The sequence below is a fragment of the Vibrio sp. 10N.261.51.F11 genome, assembly GCF_041471665.1.
Lineage (GTDB): Bacteria > Pseudomonadota > Gammaproteobacteria > Enterobacterales > Vibrionaceae > Vibrio > Vibrio crassostreae_C.
Genome location: NZ_JBFROW010000004.1, coordinates 110,765 through 131,480, shown reverse-complemented (window position 1 = coordinate 131,480; position 20,716 = coordinate 110,765). Strand labels below are relative to the sequence as shown.

Below are 20,716 nucleotides of genomic sequence, written 5' to 3'. Positions count from 1 at the left end.
ATGCCCAATCAGTTGATTGGGCATCTTTTATTTTGCCTATTGGAAGTGTGTTTAAACAAGGTTTGATTGAGATTAACCAAGAAGTCTAATGGTGGCGTTAGACTCCTTGGTTAATTTTTTATTGCTTCGCCCTGACGCGGAGTATGTGTTTTTTTGTCATATATAGACATTGGTCTTGGGAAGGTGAGGACGGGTGAAAATGCCTCTTATCGTGCAGAAATTTGGTGGAACGTCGGTGGGTTCAATTGAACGAATCCATCATGTAGCAGAAAAAATCATTGAAGCGAAAAATGAAGGGAACCAGATCGTGGTTGTCGTTTCTGCTATGTCTGGTGAAACAAATCGGTTAGTTAATTTAGCCACGCAAGTTGATAGCGTACCAAACGCTAGAGAACTGGATGTGTTGTTAACGGCTGGCGAGCAAGTTTCCATGGCCTTGTTAGCAATGACGTTACACAAGTTAGGTTATGAAGCGACATCGATGACTGGCTATCAAGCCAAGATACACACGGATTCTAATCATAATAATGCAGCGATTGAGCGTATTGATACTGCTCCGATTCAAGCTCTGCTAGATGACAACCAGATTGTTATTGTTGCAGGCTTTCAAGGATTCAATGCGAAAGGTGATATCACGACATTAGGCCGCGGTGGTTCAGATACTACAGCGGTCGCGCTTGCAGGTGCCTTGCAGGCGAAAGAATGCCAGATCTATACTGATGTAGATGGTGTTTACTCTTGTGACCCTAGAGTCGTAAAACAATCTCAGAAATTAGATACTTTAGACTTTCCTTCTATGGAAGAGATGGCTCGCCGAGGCGCTAAGGTATTGCACCTTCCTTGTGTTCAGTATGCATGGCAGCACAACGTGTCATTGCGAGTGCTTTCAAGCTTTGAACAAGGCGAGGGCACATTGATCGCGGGTAATCAGTGTTTGAATGATATTGCTGGCATCGCCATCCAAAGAGATATGGTGCGTATCGAGTGTTTGAATGAAGATTTACCGTCTTTCATTTCACATTGCCAACTGTTGGGGATCGAAGTCTGTAGTGTGATCGAGGAAACAGAACGGGCAGCACTCATTATTAAACAAGACATAAGTGCCAAATTAAAACTAGTTTTTGCTGAGAAAATCCGTAATAGTGAACAGGTTAGTTTGTTAACTGTGGTAGGAAGCCGAACACAAGAAATTGTGGTCAGTTCACATGGATTGTTGTCTGAAGGCGAAATTGATGTACAGCATCACTTATTGCAGCAGCAGTCTTTAACTTTGGTGATATCACCAACGCAAGTCGATATGGCTGCTAACATATTACACAATGCATACATCGTAGCGCGTGAAACACAGGGTTATCCTAAAAAAGAAGTGCATTTTGGTTAAATAAACTCAATCGATAGTTTACGAAAATATAACTTTTGTTGGATAATGCTCTCGTAGCTAGATAAATTTAGAGATTACTCAAGGAGCAAAGAATGCTAATTTTGACTCGCCGCGTTGGCGAAACACTGATGATTGGTGATGAAGTAACAGTTACTGTACTAGGCGTTAAAGGTAACCAAGTACGTATCGGTGTTAACGCACCTAAAGAAGTATCTGTTCACCGTGAAGAGATCTACATGCGCATTCAAGCTGAAAAAGGTAATGGTAACGTTGCATCTGGCAACTACTAATACTTTTGCGTAGAGAAGAGGCTAGCATTGTTGCTAGCCTTTTTTGATCTTGGGGAACCGAAGCACTGATTGGGACATAGATGGGTTGGATAACGGATCGGTCTCAAAGTGGTGAAGTGAATGCTTTGTGATGCTGCGAGATACAGACAAGGTTGAACAGAACTGTTGCTCTGTATTTTGTTTGGCAAAACTCAAGATTTATTCGCTTCCCCTATGGCGAAAATACGCATCCCGTAGTATTGTGCCATCAGCGGTAGCACTTGCTGCTGGAGAAATTAGATAATTGTTTTCGGCTGTTTATTATTGCCAATCTTTCACCTTAATTTTTAAGGGAAAAAGCGCGATTTGAATCTTATAAGTTCAATTTGCAAGCGCTTTGATTAAATAGCAAACGGTTGAGTGTTTTTGTCCAATTTTTTTCAATAAAGTGTTTGACATATTTTCGGTAAAACGTAATATGTGCCTCCGCAAGACGGTGAGGTGGCCGAGAGGCCGAAGGCGCTCCCCTGCTAAGGGAGTATGTGGTTTGTAGCTGCATCGAGGGTTCGAATCCCTCCCTCACCGCCATTTCTTGCGAGTCTAAAATTAGCAATTTAGACAATGTAAATGTGCGTCCTTAGCTCAGCTGGATAGAGTACCTGGCTACGAACCAGGCGGTCGGAGGTTCGAATCCTCCAGGACGCGCCATTCTCTCTTCTCTTACTTGTAAGTGATTTGAGAATAATGAATTAGGTGAGGTGGCCGAGTGGCCGAAGGCGCTCCCCTGCTAAGGGAGTATGTGGTTTGTAGCTGCATCGAGGGTTCGAATCCCTCCCTCACCGCCATTCATTACAGGCCGATGGCCTTTTTTTTCTTCGTAGCAAGAAGAATGTGATATATTTCACAACTTCATTCTTAATGAATGAACACCGTGCGTCCTTAGCTCAGCTGGATAGAGTACCTGGCTACGAACCAGGCGGTCGGAGGTTCGAATCCTCCAGGACGCGCCACTATTTAAGGGTTTATTTCTTTTAAGAATGAAAGTCCTTGTATTGACTAAGTTGATACTAAAACCGTGCGCTCTTAGCTCAGCTGGATAGAGTACCTGGCTACGAACCAGGCGGTCGGAGGTTCGAATCCTCCAGAGCGCGCCACTATTTAGGGTTTAGTTCTTATAAGAATGTGAATCCTGATATTGATAAATCGTTCGTCGAAAATTAATATCAAAAACCGTGCGTCCTTAGCTCAGCTGGATAGAGTACCTGGCTACGAACCAGGCGGTCGGAGGTTCGAATCCTCCAGGACGCGCCACTATTTAGGGCTTCTTTCTTATAAGAACAGAAATCCTTGTATTGAGTTGTTGTTTACAACGAATTGATACTAAAACCGTGCGCTCTTAGCTCAGCTGGATAGAGTACCTGGCTACGAACCAGGCGGTCGGAGGTTCGAATCCTCCAGAGCGCGCCACTATTTAGGGTTTCTTTTATGAACCCCTGATATTGGGAATACCGATATCGAAAACTGCGCGTCCTTAGCTCAGCTGGATAGAGTACCTGGCTACGAACCAGGCGGTCGGAGGTTCGAATCCTCCAGGACGCGCCACTATTTAGGGCTTTTTTCTTATAAGAATGAAATCCTTATATTGATCTGTTGTTAGTAACAATGAATTGATATTAAAACCGTGCGCTCTTAGCTCAGCTGGATAGAGTACCTGGCTACGAACCAGGCGGTCGGAGGTTCGAATCCTCCAGAGCGCGCCACATTATTAGAAAAAGCCTCGTTTATACGAGGCTTTTTTTATGTCTGCTGCAAATTTGTTGCGACAATGTTAAATTTGTTCGTTGTTTAACTTGTTGTATTTAAAGTAGTTCTTGATTGCTTCTTTGTTATTCCACCTTTCTCATATCAATTCCCAGAAAAGCCCCGTTTAAGTCACAGTTTAAATATCTAAAAATGACGTATTTGACAGATTTATGTGATCTGATAGGCGAATAATTAACCTTATGTGTGCGTTATCCGTAACAGAACCTTAAACAAAATTGACAAACTTTTACCAATCGAGATAATCCATGGGTCGGGATCACTATTCGCTGAAATCCTGTACGTATGTCAGGATGACGAAGAAAGGAAGCAACATGACTAATATTGGAAGCCTGCTAGGAGATGCGGCGACTCTAATGATAACGGGGATGTCCGTTGTCTTTATTTTCCTAACTATTCTAGTTTACCTCGTTCGGTTGATGTCAAAACTGGTACCAGAAGAAGTACCAGAGCCGATCGCAGCACCTAAAAAAATTCAAAAATCACAATCAAACCCTTCAGCTGTTAGTCCACAGGTAGTGGCTGCAATTTCGGCCGCGGTTCATCAATACCGTGCGTCTACTGCTAAGTAGTATTTAAAGGATTAAAAAGGAGTTTATGAGCATGTCTAAACCACTAGCTATCACAGATGTGGTACTTCGTGACGCGCACCAGTCACTATTTGCTACTCGTATGCGTATCGAAGATATGCTGCCAATTGCGGCAGAACTGGATAAAGTCGGTTACTGGTCACTTGAGACTTGGGGCGGCGCGACGTTTGATTCGTGTATCCGTTTTCTTGGCGAGGATCCATGGGAGCGTTTGCGTGAGCTGAAAAAAGCGATGCCAAACACACCAATGCAGATGCTACTGCGTGGTCAAAACCTATTGGGCTACCGTCACTACGCGGATGATGTAGTAGAAAAATTTGTTGAACGTGCCCATAAAAACGGCATGGACGTATTCCGTATCTTTGATGCGATGAATGACGTGCGTAACTTTGAAAAAGCAGTGAAAGCAACGATCGACGTTGGTGGCCACGCTCAAGGTACGTTGTCTTACACAACCAGTCCGGTCCACAATTCAGATACTTGGGTTGATTTGGCTAAGCGCCTAGAGGACCTAGGTTGTCACTCACTATGTATCAAAGATATGTCAGGTTTATTAAAGCCGTATGAAGCAGAAGAGCTGATTACACGTATCAAAGCATCGTGTGACGTTCCTCTAGCACTGCATAGCCACGCGACAACTGGTCTATCGACTGCAACAGCGGTTAAAGCCGTTGAAGCGGGTATCGACATTCTAGATACCGCTATTTCTTCAATGAGCTGTACTTACGGTCATACGCCAACCGAAACGGTTGTTGCGATGTTAGAAGGTACAGAGCGCGACACGAATCTTAAACTAGACCAAATCGAACCCATCGCGGCTTACTTCCGTGATGTACGTAAAAAGTACGCGAAATGGGAAGGTCAGCTAAAAGGTGTCGATTCTCGCATCTTAATCGCTCAAGTTCCTGGCGGAATGTTAACTAACATGGAAGGCCAGCTTAAAGAGCAAGGCGCCGCCGATCGCATGGATGAAGTTCTAGAAGAGATCCCACGCGTACGTAAAGAGCTTGGTTACATTCCTTTAGTAACACCAACTTCTCAGATTGTCGGTACTCAAGCGGTTATTAACGTCTTAACGGGCGAACGCTATAAGAGCATCACGAAAGAGACTGCTGGTCTACTGAAAGGTGAATACGGTCAAGCTCCTGCTGAAGTGGATGCTGAACTGCAAGCGAAAGTTCTAGACGGTGCAGAGCCGATTACTTGTCGTCCTGCTGATTTACTTAAGTCTGAAATGGATACGTTAACGACGGATCTGTTAGAGAAAGCGAAATCAGAGGGTATCTCTCTAGCTGAAGATACGGTTGATGATGTACTGACTTACGCGCTCTTCCCACAAGTGGGTCTTAAGTTCCTTAAGAACCGTCGTAATCCTGAAGCATTTGAACCTGCACCAACGCTAGAAGTTGCGGCTCCAGTTGCTGCAGCTCCTGTACAAGCTTCTGGTGGTATTGAAAGCTACAGCGTGAAGGTTGATGGTCAAGTTTACGATGTTGAAGTTGGCCCACAAGGTGAACTGACATCGGTGGCGCCATCTGCAAAACCTGCTCAGGCTGCACCAGTAGCAGCGTCTGACGCTGAAGCGGTTCCAGCTCCATTGGCGGGTAACATCTTTAAAGTAAACGTTCAGGCGGGTACTGAGGTTTCTGAAGGCGACGTTCTACTAATCCTAGAAGCGATGAAGATGGAAACGGAAGTTCGTGCTGCTCGTGGTGGTATCGTTCAAGAATTGAATGTTAAAGAAGGCGATGCAGTTACTGTAGGCGCTCCACTACTAAGCTTAGCGTAAGGGAGTACCATGGAAGGATTGATGACCTTATGGTCTGAAACAGGGATTGCGAACTTTGAGTTCGGCCAGATCTGTATGATGCTGGTTGGTTGCTTACTGTTGTTTTTGGCAATTCGTAAAGGATTTGAACCGTTACTTCTACTGCCTATTGGTTTTGGTGCTGTATTAGCAAACATTCCAAATGCTGGGTTTACTGATCCAGGTGGTTTGCTCTACTACGTCTACTACATTGGTATTGAGACAGGTATTTTCCCACTGCTGATCTTTATGGGTGTTGGTGCGATGACGGACTTCGGTGCGTTGATTGCGAACCCTAAAACGTTGTGGCTAGGGGCTGCGGCTCAGTTTGGTATCTTCGCGACGCTATTTGGCGCGATCTTGCTGAACTACGTTCCAGGAATGGAGTTCTCGATGGCCGATGCTTCGTCAATTGCGATCATTGGTGGTGCCGATGGCCCAACTGCGATCTTCTTGGCGAGTAAGTTATCTCCGGATCTTTTAGGTGCCATTGCAGTAGCGGCTTATAGCTACATGGCTTTGGTTCCGATCATTCAGCCACCAATCATGAAAGCGTTAACGTCTCCTGAAGAGCGCAAAATTAAGATGGCTCAACTTCGTCACGTTAGCAAAGCCGAGAAGATTCTTTTCCCGCTTGCTGTACTACTGATGACGATTTTGTTCCTACCTTCAGCAACACCTCTAGTTGGTATGTTCTGTTTGGGTAACTTAATGCGTGAAGCGGGTGTGGTTGATCGCCTTTCAAAAACAGCTCAAAACGAACTGATTAACGTTGTAACTATTTTCTTAGGTCTAGGGGTTGGTTCTAAGCTTCAAGCGGATAAGTTCTTGAACTTAGAAACATTGGGTATTCTAGGTTTAGGTGCGGTCGCGTTCAGTATCGGTACGGCGGGTGGTGTATTGATGGCTAAGGTGTTGAACCGATTCTCGAAAGAGGACATCAACCCACTGATTGGCGCAGCTGGCGTATCAGCGGTTCCAATGGCGGCACGTGTTGTGAACAAGGTTGGTCTTGAGGCAAACCCTCAGAACTTCTTGTTGATGCATGCAATGGGCCCGAACGTAGCCGGTGTACTTGGTAGTGCGGTTGCGGCGGGTATTCTATTAGCTCTCGTGGGCTAGTGGATTTGCTGGGTCATGTATCGTTACGTTAATTGGTCGTCAATTTACGAATGAGCGGTTAACTTAGCCTTATTAAATGGTTTATAGTCAAAGGGATGCTTTCGCATCCCTTTCTTTTTATTAATTAGGGTGCTTGCTCACTAGGGCTTTTATCAATCAAGGAAATGTGGAAATGGAAAATAAACAGATTGCGATTACTCAATTCGGCGGCGTCGAAAACCTAAGTATTCAAACCAGTGCGATCCCTGAGCCTAAGGCTGGAGAAGTGGTGGTTAAAGTTTCCTTTTCAGGCATTAATCCGATTGATGTCAAAACCCGAGCGGGCCTTGGTTGGGCGGCAGCACAAAACAAAGATAACCTACCTTGGGTACCTGGCTACGATATTTCAGGGCAAATTGTCTCGCTAGGCGAACAGGCTGAACGCTTTACTGTTGGTGATAACGTAGCTGGCTTTATTGGTTTTCCACTGCAAGGTGGCGGTTACAGCCAATATGTGTGTGTTCCAGAAGCTGCATTAAGTATGGTTCCTGATTCTGTCACTCTAGAAGCGGCAGCTGCATTACCACTCGCGAGTCAAACAGCGGCACAAGCGCTCAACAAAGCCGAAGTGAAAGAAGGCGACCGCGTGCTTATCTTGGCGGGCGCGGGCGGCGTTGGTCACCTTGCGGTTCAAATTGCAGTGGCAGCAAAAGCAGAGGTTTACACAACCTGCAGCGAAGCCAACCTTGATTACCTTGCGACGCTAGGTGCTCACGCGATTAACTATAAGTTTGCACCAGCATCAGAAAGAGTATCTGATGTCGATGTGTTGATTGACTTGGTCGGCGGCGATACCGCGCTTGATGCATTGAAGTGCCTAAAAGATGACGCGCGAGTCGTGACTGTGCCGACTCTATCTGCAGAACTTATCTGCGAAAAAGCCACACTATTAGGTTTTACTGCATCAGGCATGCTGGTTGAACCAAGCCCTGAGCAAATGGACACTATGCTTTACATGGTCAGTGTCGGATTACTCAAAACAGAAATTCAAGGTATCTACCAATTAGACGAGGCGCAGTCGGCGCACCTGCAGGTTGAAACCGGACACACCAGAGGCAAGGTGCTACTTAAAATGCAAGAAAGTTGATAGGCAGTGTTAGAATTTTTTAACTCCCTTTTTGAAAATATCGCGCTGTGGTTCTCGGACTCGGCGCTGTGGGTACTCTTCATTAGTGGCTTCTTGAGTGCCACGTTACTCCCCGGTGGTTCAGAAGCTAGCCTTGTGGCTGCATTGAGCTTAGATCAGTTTTCAACCTCATCGATCATTCTAGTGGCGACATTAGGCAATACCTTAGGCGGCCTGACTAACTATTGGATTGGTTTGTGGTTGCCTAATCGAACTCAATCTGAAAAGCATGGTCATAAGGCTATGGCTTGGCTGAGTCGCTATGGCTACTGGACACTGTTATTTAGTTGGTTACCGATCATTGGTGACCCTTTGTGTCTCGCTGCGGGTTGGCTAAGAATGAAATTCATCCCTAGCGTTATTTTGATAGCGATTGGCAAAGCCGCTCGCTATAGCTTACTTGCTGCTATCTACTTCGGTTTTTTCTAAGGAGAACCTATGAAAAAGGTTTTACTTGGTACATTTTCTCTTATCGCCATTGCTGGCTGTTCTTACAATGTACCTAGCTCAACGCCCTTCTTTTCCTCGTTACCTGAAGGTGTCACTCTGTTAGAAGAGGTTAAGCCCTCTAAAGATAAAGTAGTGATTCCTTACACCAAGTATCAGCTTGAAAACGGTCTGACAGTTATTCTTTCCCCTGATGATTCCGATCCGTTGGTGCATGTTGATGTAACTTATCACGTCGGTTCAGCACGTGAAGAGATAGGCAAGTCGGGATTTGCTCACTTCTTTGAGCACATGATGTTCCAGGGTTCAGAGAACGTTGGTGACCAACAGCACTTTAAGATCATTACCGAAGCGGGTGGCTCGTTAAACGGCACGACCAACCGTGACCGCACCAACTATTTTGAAACTGTTCCTTCTAACCAACTTGAGAAAATGTTGTGGTTAGAATCAGACCGAATGGGCTTCTTGTTGGATGCTGTTTCTCAGAAGAAATTTGAGGTTCAAAGAGGCACGGTCAAGAACGAGCGAGCGCAGAGCTACGAAAATCGTCCTTACGGCTTGATGTGGGAACGCATGGGCGAAGCGCTTTACCCTGAAGGTCACCCTTACTCTTGGCAACCAATCGGCTATGTTGAAGATCTTGACCGTGTTGACGTGAATGATCTTAAAGCGTTCTTCCTGCGTTGGTACGGCCCAAACAATGCCGTGTTAACGATTGGTGGTGATATCGACGTTGATGACACGCTAGAATGGGTTAACAAGTACTTTGGTTCAATTCCTCAAGGCCCTGAAGTGAAGGCGGCAGAGAAGCAACCTGCTGTTCTAACAGAAGATAAATACATCACCTTAGAAGACAATATTCGTCAGCCGATGGTGCTGGTGGGGTGGCCAACAACGTATCGCGGTGAAGAGACGCAAGCTTCACTGAATGCATTGTCTAACGTGTTAGGTTCAGGTACCAACAGTTACCTATATCAAAACCTCGTAAAAACGCAGAAGGCCGTCAGCGCTGGCTCTTTCCATGATTGTGCTGAGTTGGCGTGTACCATGTACGTGTATGCAATGGGCAACTCAGGTGAAAAAGGCGATTTGACGGTTCTCAATAAAGAGCTGATGGATACCCTGGAGCAATTCTCGAAAGAGGGCGTTGAGCAAGAGCGTTTAGACCAGATCACTGGCATGGCCGAAGCGAATGCTGTTTTTGCATTGCAAAGCGTTAAAGGTAAGGTGTCGCAACTCGCGTCGAACCAAACCTTCTATGGTCAGCCTGATCGCATTGAATCACAACTCGATCAAATCCGAGCGGTGACGCCTGAGAGCGTGAGCAAGGCATACCAAGATTTCATCGAAGGTAAGCACAAGGTTACCTTGAGTGTGGTTCCTAAGAAAAAGCTCGATTTGGCGGTTCGTGAAGCGACCTTTACCACGCCACCACGTACGTTGCCGGAATACAGCAAGGTGACGGAAGATCAACTGGATTTCAGAAAGGCACCGGATACCTTTGATCGCAGTGTGATGCCAGAAGTGAACTTTGGTGTTGAGGCGACCATGCCTGAGTTGTACCGCATGCACTTTGCAAATGGCACTGACTTAATTGGTACCGTGACCAGTGAAACGCCGACAGTACAGCTGCAAATTCAATTGCCTGCAGGCGAACGCTATGTTCGCAAAGGGCAAGAAGGCCTAGCGAACCTAACGGCTTCGATGATGGAAGAAGGCTCAACTAAACGAACCGTTGAAGAGTTACAAGCGACCTTAGATAAACTTGGTAGCAGCGTGAGCATTAGTGCGGGCAGCTACACCACAGATATTTCAGTCTCGACGCTAGAGAAAAACTTGCCTCAAACCTTAGCGATTGTGCAAGAGGTTCTATTCGATCCTAAGTTCGATGAGCAAGATTTTGAGCGCGTTAAGAAACAGATGCTAGAAGGCGTTGTGTATCAGCATCAGCAGCCAAGCTGGATGGCTTCTCAAGCAACCCGTGAAGTGCTGTTTGGTGACACTGTTTTTGCTCGTGCAAGTGATGGTACTAAGGAATCTCTATCGAAATTGACCTTAGACGATGTGAAAAAATTCTATGCGCAACATTACACACCAGAAGGTGCCAATATTGTTGTGGTGGGAGACATCTCGAAGAAAGAGGTAGGGAAACAGCTACAATTCTTTGAAGAGTGGCAAGGCGATGCGGCACCATTAACGCGTCCACAGATCGTTAAAGAGCTTTCTGGTCAGCACCTGTACTTAGTTGATAAACCGGGTGCGCCGCAAAGCATTGTTCGCTTGGTTCGTAAGGGCCTGCCGTTTGATGCGACGGGCGAATTGTATTTGAGCCAGTTAGCTAACTTTAACTTAGCGGGCAACTTCAATAGCCGTATCAACCAGAACCTACGTGAAGACAAAGCCTACACTTACGGTGCAAGCGGTTACTTCGCAAGTACTCGTGAAACTGGCGCAGTGGTATTTAGCGCGCAGGTAAGGGCGAATGCGACGGTTCCATCGATTCAAGAGTTTATTAATGAGCTGAATGAGTTTAGCCAAAGTGGATTAACTGACGAAGAGGTGAAATTTATGCGCCTTGCCGTCGGTCAACAAGATGCACTTAAATACGAAACGCCAAGTCAAAAGGCGGGGTTGTTGAGTAATATTGTTGCATTGAGCCTTGATGAAGATTACCTACAACAGCGTAATCAGATAGTTGAAACGGTTTCAAAAGAGACCTTAAACGAGCTATCTAAGAAATGGTTTGACCCGAATGATTATCAAATAATCGTTGTTGGTGACGCGACTTCGCTTCGCCCGCAATTAGAAAAGTTAGATATTCCAATAGAAGAGCTTGAAATCATTCGTTAGAGTACACATTAAAGGGGGAGGGAAGAGACTCTACTTTTCTCCTCCAACCTAATTTATGATAGTTCTAATCAGAACAATATAAGATAAGTGAACTGAATTTTGACTGATTTTGCTGCGCGACTAAAGCAAGTTGCAACCAACCCTAAGACCTTCTCTCAATTTGGTCGTGGTGTTGAAAGGGAAACATTACGCTACACGGAAGATGGGCACCTTGCTACTGGGCCGCACCCTGAGGCTTTGGGATCTGCGTTGATGAACGAATGGGTAACGACCGATTTCTCTGAGTCGCTACTGGAATTTATCACGCCTGTTTCTAACGACGTTCCGACGCTTTTGAATCAGTTGTCTGATATCCACCACTTCACGCAAACCAAGTTAGACGGCGAAAAACTATGGCCGCTTTCTATGCCTTGTTACGTTGGCAGTGAAGATTACATTCAGCTAGCGCAATACGGCACCTCGAATAACGGTAAGATGAAGACCCTATATCGTGAAGGCCTAAAACGTCGTTACGGTAGCCTGATGCAGATTATCTCTGGTGTTCACTTCAACTTCTCTTTCCCAGAAAGCTTTTGGGATAGCCTGTTTGGAGAGCAAACTGAAGAAGCGCGTTGTGAATCTAAGTCAGATGCTTACTTTGGTTTGATTCGTAACTACTACCGCTTTGGTTGGTTAATCCCATACTTCTTCGGTGCTTCACCTGCGCTATGTTCTTCTTTCATCAAAGGAAGAGAGACAAACCTGCCTTTTGAAAAGATTGGCGAGACACTGTATCTGCCAAAAGCAACGGCACTGCGCCTGAGCGACCTTGGCTACACGAACAGTGCGCAAAGTGTGTTGAAGATTGGTTTCAACAGCCTAGACCAATACCTTGAAGGTTTGAATCAAGCGATTCGCACACCATCAGAAGAATTTGCCGAGATTGGCACTAAGGTTGATGGTGAATACCGTCAGTTGAATAGCAACGTACTGCAAATTGAAAATGAGCTTTACGCTCCAATCCGCCCTAAGCGTGTGGCGAAGAGTGGTGAGAAACCATCTGAAGCATTGGCACGCGGTGGTGTTGAGTACATTGAGGTTCGTTCTTTAGATGTAAACCCATTCAGCTCAATTGGTATCAATGAGCAGCAGGTTCGCTTCCTAGACTTATTCCTAACGTGGAGTGTGCTAACGGACTCTGCTGAGATGGATAACTGCGAGCTTGAATGCTGGCGCGATAACTGGAACAAGGTGATCCTACAAGGTCGTCAGGTTGGTCTAGAGCTGCAAATCGGTTGTCATGGTGAGCGATTGTCTCTGCAAGATTGGGCGAAGCGTGTCTTCAAAGATCTGCGCTCTATTGCCGAGATGATGGACGCTGAACAAGGTGGTCGTGCATACCAAGAAACATGCGATACGCTTGAGGCTTGGATTGATAACCCTGAGCTAACTATTTCTGGCCAGTTGCTAGAAGAGACTAAAAAATTGGGCGGCTTAGGTAAAGTGGGTTGCGCGTTAGGTAAAACGTACGCTCAGCAACACAAAGCGCACCAATACAAAGTATATTCAGCTGAGTTGATGGAAGCAGAAGTTCAACGTTCTGTGATTGCTCAGCAACAAAGTGAAGAAGCAAGCACTCAAGATTTTGATAGCTTCTTAGCGGATTATTTTTCGTATTTAAAAGCATAGCGAGACTTTGGTGGAAAGGAAGCAAGCCTTATTAGGTCAGCCTACTCGAGTGAGTAGTAAATGGTTACCTGTAGTGACTGTTGGTGTTGTCTCTAGCCTGTTGGTTGGATGTGCAACGCCACCGCCAAAGCAGCAAGATAATTTGTGTAGCATCTTTCGAGAGCACCCTTCATGGTATGAAGATGCCTTGGATATGCAAGAAGAATGGGGAACGCCGATTAACGTTGCGATGGCTTTTGTGAAACAAGAGAGTAGCTATCGTCATGATGCGCGCCCACCTAAAGATTACATTCTTGGCTTTATACCGTGGGGGCGTGTAAGCAGTGCCTACGGTTATGCACAAGCTCAAGATCCTGCTTGGGAAGACTTCCAAAAGGCGACCAATAACGGTGGTTCAAGAACCAACTTTGATGATGCATTGATGTTCATCGGTTGGTATACCAGCGAGACGCGTCGTCAATTGGGCATCTCACTATGGGACCCATATAACCAATACCTGGCTTATCATGAAGGCCGTGGTGGTTATAAGCGCAAGTCATACAACAGCAAGCCATCGCTAATTAAGGTGGCGCGCAAAGTCGAACAGCAAGCAAAAGATTATGGATGGCAGCTGAAACAGTGCCGCAAAGAACTAGAAGACAATCGAAGCTGGTTTTTCTAAAGCCAGCCGTCATGGAGAAGAGCAATGCCTTTATTAGATAGTTTCACTGTTGATCACACACGCATGAACGCACCTGCCGTTCGTGTTGCTAAAACAATGCAAACCCCAAAAGGGGATACCATCACTGTGTTTGACCTGCGTTTTACTGCGCCAAACAAAGACATCCTATCTGAGAAAGGTATCCATACTCTAGAGCACCTATATGCTGGTTTCATGCGTAATCAATTGAACGGTTCAGATGTAGAGATCATCGATATCTCACCGATGGGCTGTCGCACTGGTTTCTACATGAGCCTGATTGGTACGCCTACAGAACAACAAGTGGCTGACGGTTGGTTGGCAGCGATGCAAGACGTACTGAAAGTTGGGAACCAGAATAAGATCCCTGAGCTGAACGAATACCAATGTGGTACCGCGGCAATGCACTCTTTGGATGAAGCGAAAGAGATCGCGAATGCGATCATCGCTGCAGGCATCTCTGTAAACAAGAATGATGAACTGGCACTGCCAGAGTCTATGCTGCAAGAGCTTAAGATCGACTAGTCATTGATAGCTACCCTAGATAGGGCGAGTTAGATACTAAAAGGCCCGGTTCAATGAACCGGGCCTTTTTCGTCAACGTATTTTAGGGCGAGACAGAGATTCAGTGATAACTCAGTTAGCCGTTCACGATCTGTGGGAACACGCGAACCAGTTTGATGCGGTTCTCTTCAAGCTCAACAATTTCCATTGGGTGGCTGGCAACCTGAACACTCAGGTGACTCTCAGGAATATCTTCAAGATGTTCCAGTATCAAACCATTCAGCGTTCTTGGGCCATCGGTAGGCAGTGCCCACTGTAAGCCTTTGTTGATATCTCGGATATTGGCACTGCCTTCAATCAAGAAGCTGCCATCGCTTTGCGGAGTAATCTCTTCAGATAAGCTTGGGGTGATTGAGGTGGTAAACTCACCTACGATCTCTTCTAGAATATCTTCTAATGTAACCAAACCATTGATGTCGCCATACTCATCAACAATCAAACCGATGCGCTGCTTATTGCGTTGAAACTTAAGCAGTTGAATATTGAGTGGTGTCGCTTCAGGAATAAAGTAGATCTCATCCGCGGCACGCAACAGGGTTTCTTTATTGAATTCGTTCTTTTCAAGCATCAGACGGTAAGCTTCACGCAGCCTAAGCATGCCGACCACTTCATCTATTTGGTCACGGTACAGCACTACGCGACCATGAGGCGAGTGGGTAAGTTGACGAACGATCGATTTCCAGTCGTCATTGATGTCGATACCAGTAATCTCATTACGCGGCACCATGATGTCGTTCACGGTGACGTGCTCTAAATCCAGAATAGACACCAACATATCTTGGTGACGTTGAGGGATTAAGCTACCGGCTTCATTTACCACGGTTCTAAGCTCTTCGGAGCTCAAGTGGTCGGTTGCATCATGGCTGGCTTTAACGCCTAAGATACGAATGAAGCCGTTGGTAATGAAGTTCACTAAGATCACCAATGGTGATAGCACCTTCATCAGTATCATCAAAAGGATACTACTCGCGTAAGAGACACGTTCAGGAAATAGAGAAGCGATGGTCTTTGGGGTTACCTCGGCGAATACGAGGATCACGAGAGTCAGGGTACCAGTAGCGATAGCCACACCGATATCCCCGTAGATGCGCATACCAAGAATAGTAGCGATCGCAGATGCAAGAATGTTGACGAGATTGTTGCCGATGAGAATGAGGCCAATCAATCTGTCTGGGCGGTTCAGAAGTTTTTCTACGCGTTTGGCACCTTTATGACCCGTATTGGCCAAGTGCTTTAAACGGTAGCGGTTCAAGGACATCATGCCCGTTTCGGAACCAGAGAAATAACCAGAAATTACAATGAGACACGCGAGTAGCGCAAATAAGATACCCGTTGATATGTCGTCCAAAACTATTCTTTTCCTATTTGTGTATCTTGATTAATTTATGACCGAACATGGTCGAGATGTCAATTGAATCTAACGGACTCAATATTTTAAAGGCAAGGTGTGTGAGACCTTGCCTTTATTTTACAGACTAGTTCAGGATGATTTCCTGAACGAAGCGGCTACCGAAGTAGGCCAATGTGAGCATGCTGGCGCCGGCAAGTGCGAACCAAGTGACTTTCTGTCCACGCCAACCTTTTTGGTAGTGACCCCATAAAAGGATGGAGTAGATAACCCAAGCGATAAAAGACAATACCGCTTTGTGCGCCTTTCCTTGAGCAAACATATCTTGTACGAAGATAAGGCCAGTCAGCAAAGTACCCGTTAATAAACCATTACCAATCAGAATGATCTTGAAAAGCTGTCTCTCTACCATCATTAAAGGAGGTAGGTTAGGGTTAATCACTAAGGCTTTTTTCTTTTTAAGCTTGTGATCAAGCCACGCGAGTTGCAAGGCGTATAACGCACCGATAGTCAGCGTCGCGTATGAGAACAAGGCCAAAGAGATGTGTACGAGCAGTTTCGGGTCATTCTCTAGATGTTTGATGAAGGTACTTGGAAGAAACGTTGCTGCCATGAGGTTAAGCGCTGCGAAACTATAAACAACAGGCAAGATGAACCACAAGCGGGTTTTGAGCATTGCACCGCTCATTACCACAGATATGATTAAACTGATTAATGAAGCAACGTTCAAGATACTGAGGTTTTGGCCACTGGCATTAAAAATCAAATCGCCAAGCAACCAAGCATGAAAAGCTAGAGCAAGTAATGCGCTGATAAACACCGTTTTTACACGGATTCCTGTTTGGTGCACGAGACCTGGAATGATCGTGGAAATCGCCATTGTATAAAGAAAGGCTGCTGCGATCGCAATAAGACTGTCCATGGTATCCATTTTAATGATTACTAATTGGCGAATTATACCTCGCATCGCTCTTTGGGGCTATGGCGAACCTCATTCAATTCCAAGTGAATAATGTCTCACATCACAAGCACGGATGATTAACGCTCTACAACGGGTATGACTCTAATCCGCGCTAATGTATACTCACAGTAATAGTCGCAGTTTTGAGCGAAGAGAAAACTATGTTTGATAATTTAACGGATCGTCTATCCAAAACGCTGAAGAACATCAGCGGTAAAGGTCGTCTGACCGAAGACAATATTAAAGAGACGCTGCGTGAAGTACGTATGGCGCTACTTGAAGCCGACGTTGCACTGCCCGTTGTCCGCGATTTTGTTAAGCGCGTAAAAGAAGGCGCTGTGGGTGTTGAGGTTTCTAAATCTCTAACGCCTGGTCAAGAATTCATTAAGATCGTTCAAGCTGAACTTGAAGCGGTGATGGGTGAGTCTAACGAGGCTCTTAACCTAGCAGCGCAGCCGCCAGCCGTTATCTTAATGGCGGGTCTACAAGGTGCGGGTAAAACCACATCGGTAGGTAAGCTATCTAAGCTTCTAACTGAGCGTGACAAGAAGAAAGTCTTGGTTGTGTCTGCCGACGTTTACCGTCCAGCGGCGATCAAACAGCTTGAAACGTTAGCAAGCGATGTTGGCGTAGACTTCTTCCCATCTTCAGCTGATCAAAAGCCTCTTGATATTGCAAACGCTGCAATCGACCACGCGAAGAAGAAATTCTACGACGTGCTACTTGTCGATACTGCGGGTCGTTTGGCTATCGATGAAGAGATGATGGGCGAGATCAAAGAGCTTCATACTGCAATTAAACCAGTAGAGACACTGTTCGTTGTTGATGCAATGACAGGCCAAGATGCTGCGAACACTGCAAAAGCCTTTGGTGATGCGTTACCACTAACCGGTGTTATCTTGACGAAAGTTGATGGTGATGCGCGTGGTGGTGCTGCTCTGTCTGTTCGTCATATCACAGGCAAGCCGATTAAATTCTTGGGTGTTGGTGAAAAGACTGACGCACTAGAACCGTTCCACCCAGATCGTGTTGCTTCTCGTATCTTAGGTATGGGCGACGTACTGTCTCTTATTGAAGACCTACAGAAAAACGTTGATACCGAGAAAGCAGAGAAACTGGCTAAGAAGTTCAAAGAGAAGAAAGGCTTTGACCTTGAAGACTTCCGTGAACAGCTAGGTCAGATGCAAAACATGGGCGGCATGATGGGCATGATGGATAAGCTTCCAGGCATGTCTCAGCTACCAGATAACGTTAAAGATAAAGTTGATGACAAGATGTTCAAGCAAATGGAAGCGATCATCAACTCTATGACCATGAAAGAGCGTCAACGCCCTGACCTAATCAAAGGCTCTCGCAAAAAGCGTATTGCCGCTGGTTCTGGTACACAGGTACAAGATGTAAACCGTATGCTTAAGCAGTTCACCCAAATGCAGAAGATGATGAAGAAGATGCAGAAAGGTGGCATGAAAGGCATGATGCGCAACATGCAAGGCATGATGGGCGGCGGTGGAGGTATGGGCGGAATGGGTGGTGGCTTTAACCCGTTTGGTCGATAATCTACAAATGTAAGCTTTAGCTACGTTACTTTTCATAGTGTTAGCCGTGTCACAGAAAGTGTACGGCAGCTATGTTGGTGAAAAAATAGCTAAAGCCCTTGCATTGCACCGGAATAAGAGTAAAATTCCGGGGCTTTAATTTGGCACGAGACCCCAAGCTATTTACTTATACTTGGGGTTAATTATTTTATTAAGAAAGCAAAGAGGACGACATGGTAACCATTCGTTTGGCACGTCACGGTGCAAAGAAGCGCCCATTTTATCAAATCGTAGTTGCGGATAGCCGTAACGCTGCAACTGGCCGTTTCATCGAGAAAGTAGGTTTCTTTAACCCTACAGCTCAAGGTCAAGAAGAAGGTCTACGTCTAGACCTAGATCGTGTTAACCACTGGGTTGGTCAAGGCGCATCTCTATCTGATCGTGTAGCTAAGCTAGTTAAAGACGCTCAAAAAGCGGCTTAATTCTTTTTTAAAGAGAAATAGCTTATGTCGATGAAGGGTAAAGAAACTATGAGCGAGCAAAAGAATAGAATTGTCATGGGTAAACTTGGGTCTACCTATGGTATTCGTGGCTGGCTTAAAGTGTTCTCCTACACAGACAATGCTGAAAGCATATTTGATTACAGCCCTTGGTATTTAAACCTAAAGGGTAAGTGGGTTGAGTACAAAGTTGAGAGCTGGAAACGTCATGGCCAAGGTTATGTATGTAAGCTAGCGGGATTAGATGTTCGTGAAGACGCGCAACTGATGACTAACTTTGAAATTGCTATTGACCCTGCTTCGTTACCTGAATTGTCAGAAGATGAATTCTACTGGCGCGAATTGTTCGGTATGCAAGTTTTTACCACTAAAGGTTACGACCTTGGTGAGGTCACTGACCTATTAGAAACTGGCTCGAACGATGTTCTAGTAATCAAAGCAAATCTTAAAGATGCTTTTGGCCAAAAGGAACGGTTAGTACCGTACCTTGAAGAGCAAGTGATCAAGAAAGTTGATCGCGAAGCTCGCCGGATCGAAGTTGACTGGGATCCTGGATTCTAACTCCAAATTACAGAGCGAGAGAACACATGTGGGTTGGCATTATTAGCCTTTTTCCTGAAATGTTCCGTTCTGTTACTGATTTTGGAGTAACAGGTCAAGCGGTTAAAAAAGGTCTTTTATCTATTGAGACATGGAATCCTCGTGATTTCACTCATGATAAACATCGCACTGTTGATGACAGACCTTACGGTGGTGGTCCTGGCATGTTAATGATGGTTCAGCCTTTGCGCGACGCTATCACAACGGCCAAGCAAGCAGCACCGGGAAAGACGAAAGTTATCTATCTTTCACCTCAAGGTCGTAAACTCGACCAGAAAGGTGTTGAAGAGCTGGCAACAAACGAGAATTTACTTCTTATTTGTGGTCGCTACGAAGGGGTAGATGAGCGCATCATTCAATCTGAAGTTGACGAAGAATGGTCGATTGGAGATTTTGTGATGACGGGTGGCGAACTGCCAGCCATGACGCTGATTGATTCAGTATCTCGGTTTGTTCCGGGTGTACTTGGAGATTTCGCTTCAGCAGAAGAAGATTCTTTTGCAAATGGTTTGCTAGATTGTCCCCATTATACGCGCCCTGAGGTGCTAGACGATAAAGATGTACCATCGGTACTCAAGTCTGGAAACCATAAGGACATTCGTCGCTGGCGATTAAAACAATCGTTGGGCCGAACTTGGCTAAGAAGACCAGAACTCCTGGAAAACCTAGCTCTGACTGACGAACAGGAACAATTACTGGCTGAATTCATTAAAGAGCAACGCTCTTAACGAAAAGCAAGCAGTAACCTATTAAATTTAGTATCAGTTTATTCTAGGAATTTATACAAATGAGCAACATCATCAAGGCTCTTGAAGAAGAGCAACTAAAATCAGACCTTCCTAAATTCGCACCAGGTGACACTGTTGTAGTTCAGGTTAAGGTAAAAGAAGGTGACCGTGAGCGTCTACAGGCTTTCGAAGGCGTTGTAATCGCTATTCGTAACCGTGGTCTACACTCTGCATTCACAGTTCGTAAGATCTCGAACGGTGAAGGCGTAGAGCGTGCGTTCCAAACTCACTCTCCAATGGTTGATAGCATCGAAGTTAAACGCCGTGGTGCAGTACGTCGTGCCAAGTTGTACTACCTACGTGAGCGTTCTGGTAAGTCAGCTCGTATTAAAGAGAAGCTTACTAAGAAGTAATTCTTTTTGCATTCTATCGATAAAAGCGGAGCCATTTGGCTCCGCTTTTTTGTGTCTGTTATTTGGAGCTTAGCAGGTAAGAGATCCCCAATTCGCTCGTACCTCACTCTTGAGGATGACAAACCAGACGAAACTCATATTTAACCGTCATTCCCTAGACTGACGAAGGAAGGAGTAGGGAATCTCTACTAGCGCCGTGTTATAGGCAATAAAAAAGGATTGACGTTAAACGCCAACCCTTCAAAATTTACTCGCTACTCGCTACTCG

18 protein-coding genes and 9 tRNA genes are annotated in these 20,716 nt (G+C 45.5%); 25 read left to right on the top strand and 2 right to left on the bottom strand.

Annotation, left to right across the window (positions count from 1 at the left end; all coding sequences use genetic code 11):
* The first annotated feature begins 199 nt into the window (after positions 1 to 199).
* The 20 genes from AB4351_RS02145 (at position 200) to luxS (ending at position 14,324) form a co-directional block, all read left to right on the top strand.
* Positions 200 to 1,381, top strand: a complete 1,182-nt coding sequence (locus AB4351_RS02145; protein WP_017063224.1) for an aspartate kinase — start codon at positions 200 to 202, stop codon at positions 1,379 to 1,381.
* 92 nt (positions 1,382 to 1,473) lie between these two features.
* A complete protein-coding gene (csrA, locus tag AB4351_RS02140) occupies positions 1,474 to 1,671 on the top strand; it encodes a carbon storage regulator CsrA (RefSeq protein WP_004415691.1) in 198 nt (65 codons plus the stop codon).
* Between the two features lie 474 nt (positions 1,672 to 2,145).
* Positions 2,146 to 2,238 (top strand) — tRNA-Ser (locus tag AB4351_RS02135).
* 43 nt (positions 2,239 to 2,281) lie between these two features.
* A tRNA-Arg gene (locus tag AB4351_RS02130) sits at positions 2,282 to 2,358 on the top strand.
* 44 nt (positions 2,359 to 2,402) lie between these two features.
* Positions 2,403 to 2,495: transfer RNA gene (locus tag AB4351_RS02125), tRNA-Ser, on the top strand.
* Between the two features lie 88 nt (positions 2,496 to 2,583).
* Positions 2,584 to 2,660, top strand: a tRNA-Arg gene (locus AB4351_RS02120).
* 67 nt (positions 2,661 to 2,727) lie between these two features.
* Positions 2,728 to 2,804, top strand: a tRNA-Arg gene (locus AB4351_RS02115).
* An 80-nt stretch (positions 2,805 to 2,884) separates the two neighbouring features.
* Positions 2,885 to 2,961 (top strand) — tRNA-Arg (locus AB4351_RS02110).
* Positions 2,962 to 3,040: 79 nt separating this feature from the next.
* Positions 3,041 to 3,117 (top strand) — tRNA-Arg (locus tag AB4351_RS02105).
* A 58-nt stretch (positions 3,118 to 3,175) separates the two neighbouring features.
* Positions 3,176 to 3,252 (top strand) — tRNA-Arg (locus AB4351_RS02100).
* Between the two features lie 81 nt (positions 3,253 to 3,333).
* A tRNA-Arg gene (locus AB4351_RS02095) sits at positions 3,334 to 3,410 on the top strand.
* Between the two features lie 375 nt (positions 3,411 to 3,785).
* On the top strand, positions 3,786 to 4,043 hold the full coding sequence (locus tag AB4351_RS02090) for an oxaloacetate decarboxylase subunit gamma (RefSeq protein WP_004741884.1): 258 nt from the start codon (positions 3,786 to 3,788) through the stop codon (positions 4,041 to 4,043).
* A 31-nt stretch (positions 4,044 to 4,074) separates the two neighbouring features.
* Positions 4,075 to 5,850, top strand: a complete 1,776-nt coding sequence (oadA, locus tag AB4351_RS02085; protein ID WP_017059560.1) for a sodium-extruding oxaloacetate decarboxylase subunit alpha — start codon at positions 4,075 to 4,077, stop codon at positions 5,848 to 5,850.
* A 9-nt stretch (positions 5,851 to 5,859) separates the two neighbouring features.
* Positions 5,860 to 6,990 (top strand): sodium ion-translocating decarboxylase subunit beta, encoded by a 1,131-nt coding sequence (locus AB4351_RS02080; protein WP_029235759.1) that lies wholly within the window; start codon positions 5,860 to 5,862, stop codon positions 6,988 to 6,990.
* A 172-nt stretch (positions 6,991 to 7,162) separates the two neighbouring features.
* Entirely contained in the window at positions 7,163 to 8,116 is a 954-nt protein-coding gene (locus AB4351_RS02075; RefSeq protein ID WP_102319878.1) for an NADP-dependent oxidoreductase, read from the top strand.
* Between the two features lie 6 nt (positions 8,117 to 8,122).
* A complete protein-coding gene (locus AB4351_RS02070; RefSeq protein ID WP_017059555.1) occupies positions 8,123 to 8,584 on the top strand; it encodes a YqaA family protein in 462 nt (153 codons plus the stop codon).
* Between the two features lie 9 nt (positions 8,585 to 8,593).
* Entirely contained in the window at positions 8,594 to 11,452 is a 2,859-nt protein-coding gene (locus AB4351_RS02065) for a pitrilysin family protein (RefSeq protein WP_017063228.1), read from the top strand.
* A 99-nt stretch (positions 11,453 to 11,551) separates the two neighbouring features.
* A complete protein-coding gene (gene gshA / locus AB4351_RS02060) occupies positions 11,552 to 13,120 on the top strand; it encodes a glutamate--cysteine ligase (protein ID WP_017063229.1) in 1,569 nt (522 codons plus the stop codon).
* 10 nt (positions 13,121 to 13,130) lie between these two features.
* On the top strand, positions 13,131 to 13,781 hold the full coding sequence (locus AB4351_RS02055) for a hypothetical protein (protein ID WP_017629422.1): 651 nt from the start codon (positions 13,131 to 13,133) through the stop codon (positions 13,779 to 13,781).
* Between the two features lie 24 nt (positions 13,782 to 13,805).
* A complete protein-coding gene (luxS, locus tag AB4351_RS02050; protein ID WP_372124958.1) occupies positions 13,806 to 14,324 on the top strand; it encodes an S-ribosylhomocysteine lyase in 519 nt (172 codons plus the stop codon).
* 115 nt (positions 14,325 to 14,439) lie between these two features.
* Here the strand turns inward: luxS and AB4351_RS02045 are convergent, their stop codons facing one another.
* Positions 14,440 to 15,711 carry an HlyC/CorC family transporter gene (locus tag AB4351_RS02045; protein ID WP_017063233.1) on the bottom strand — a complete coding sequence of 424 codons (1,272 nt, stop codon included), beginning with the start codon at positions 15,709 to 15,711 and terminating at the stop codon, positions 14,440 to 14,442.
* 127 nt (positions 15,712 to 15,838) lie between these two features.
* The gene (locus AB4351_RS02040) at positions 15,839 to 16,633 is read right to left on the bottom strand and encodes an inner membrane protein YpjD (protein WP_019825854.1); all 795 of its coding nucleotides are present in this window, start codon (positions 16,631 to 16,633) and stop codon (positions 15,839 to 15,841) included.
* 200 nt (positions 16,634 to 16,833) lie between these two features.
* On the opposite strand from AB4351_RS02040, the gene ffh reads away from it, so the two are divergent.
* From ffh to rplS, 5 genes are all read left to right on the top strand, one after another.
* Entirely contained in the window at positions 16,834 to 18,228 is a 1,395-nt protein-coding gene (gene ffh, locus AB4351_RS02035) for a signal recognition particle protein (RefSeq protein ID WP_010435884.1), read from the top strand.
* Between the two features lie 212 nt (positions 18,229 to 18,440).
* Complete coding sequence (gene rpsP / locus AB4351_RS02030; protein WP_004410028.1) at positions 18,441 to 18,689, top strand: 30S ribosomal protein S16; 249 nt, start codon at positions 18,441 to 18,443, stop codon at positions 18,687 to 18,689.
* A gap of 24 nt (positions 18,690 to 18,713) precedes the next feature.
* Positions 18,714 to 19,268 carry a ribosome maturation factor RimM gene (rimM, locus tag AB4351_RS02025; protein WP_372124955.1) on the top strand — a complete coding sequence of 185 codons (555 nt, stop codon included), beginning with the start codon at positions 18,714 to 18,716 and terminating at the stop codon, positions 19,266 to 19,268.
* A 26-nt stretch (positions 19,269 to 19,294) separates the two neighbouring features.
* A complete protein-coding gene (gene trmD, locus AB4351_RS02020; RefSeq protein ID WP_017061056.1) occupies positions 19,295 to 20,035 on the top strand; it encodes a tRNA (guanosine(37)-N1)-methyltransferase TrmD in 741 nt (246 codons plus the stop codon).
* Between the two features lie 59 nt (positions 20,036 to 20,094).
* Complete coding sequence (rplS, locus tag AB4351_RS02015) at positions 20,095 to 20,448, top strand: 50S ribosomal protein L19 (protein WP_004735514.1); 354 nt, start codon at positions 20,095 to 20,097, stop codon at positions 20,446 to 20,448.
* The last annotated feature ends 268 nt before the right edge of the window (positions 20,449 to 20,716 follow it).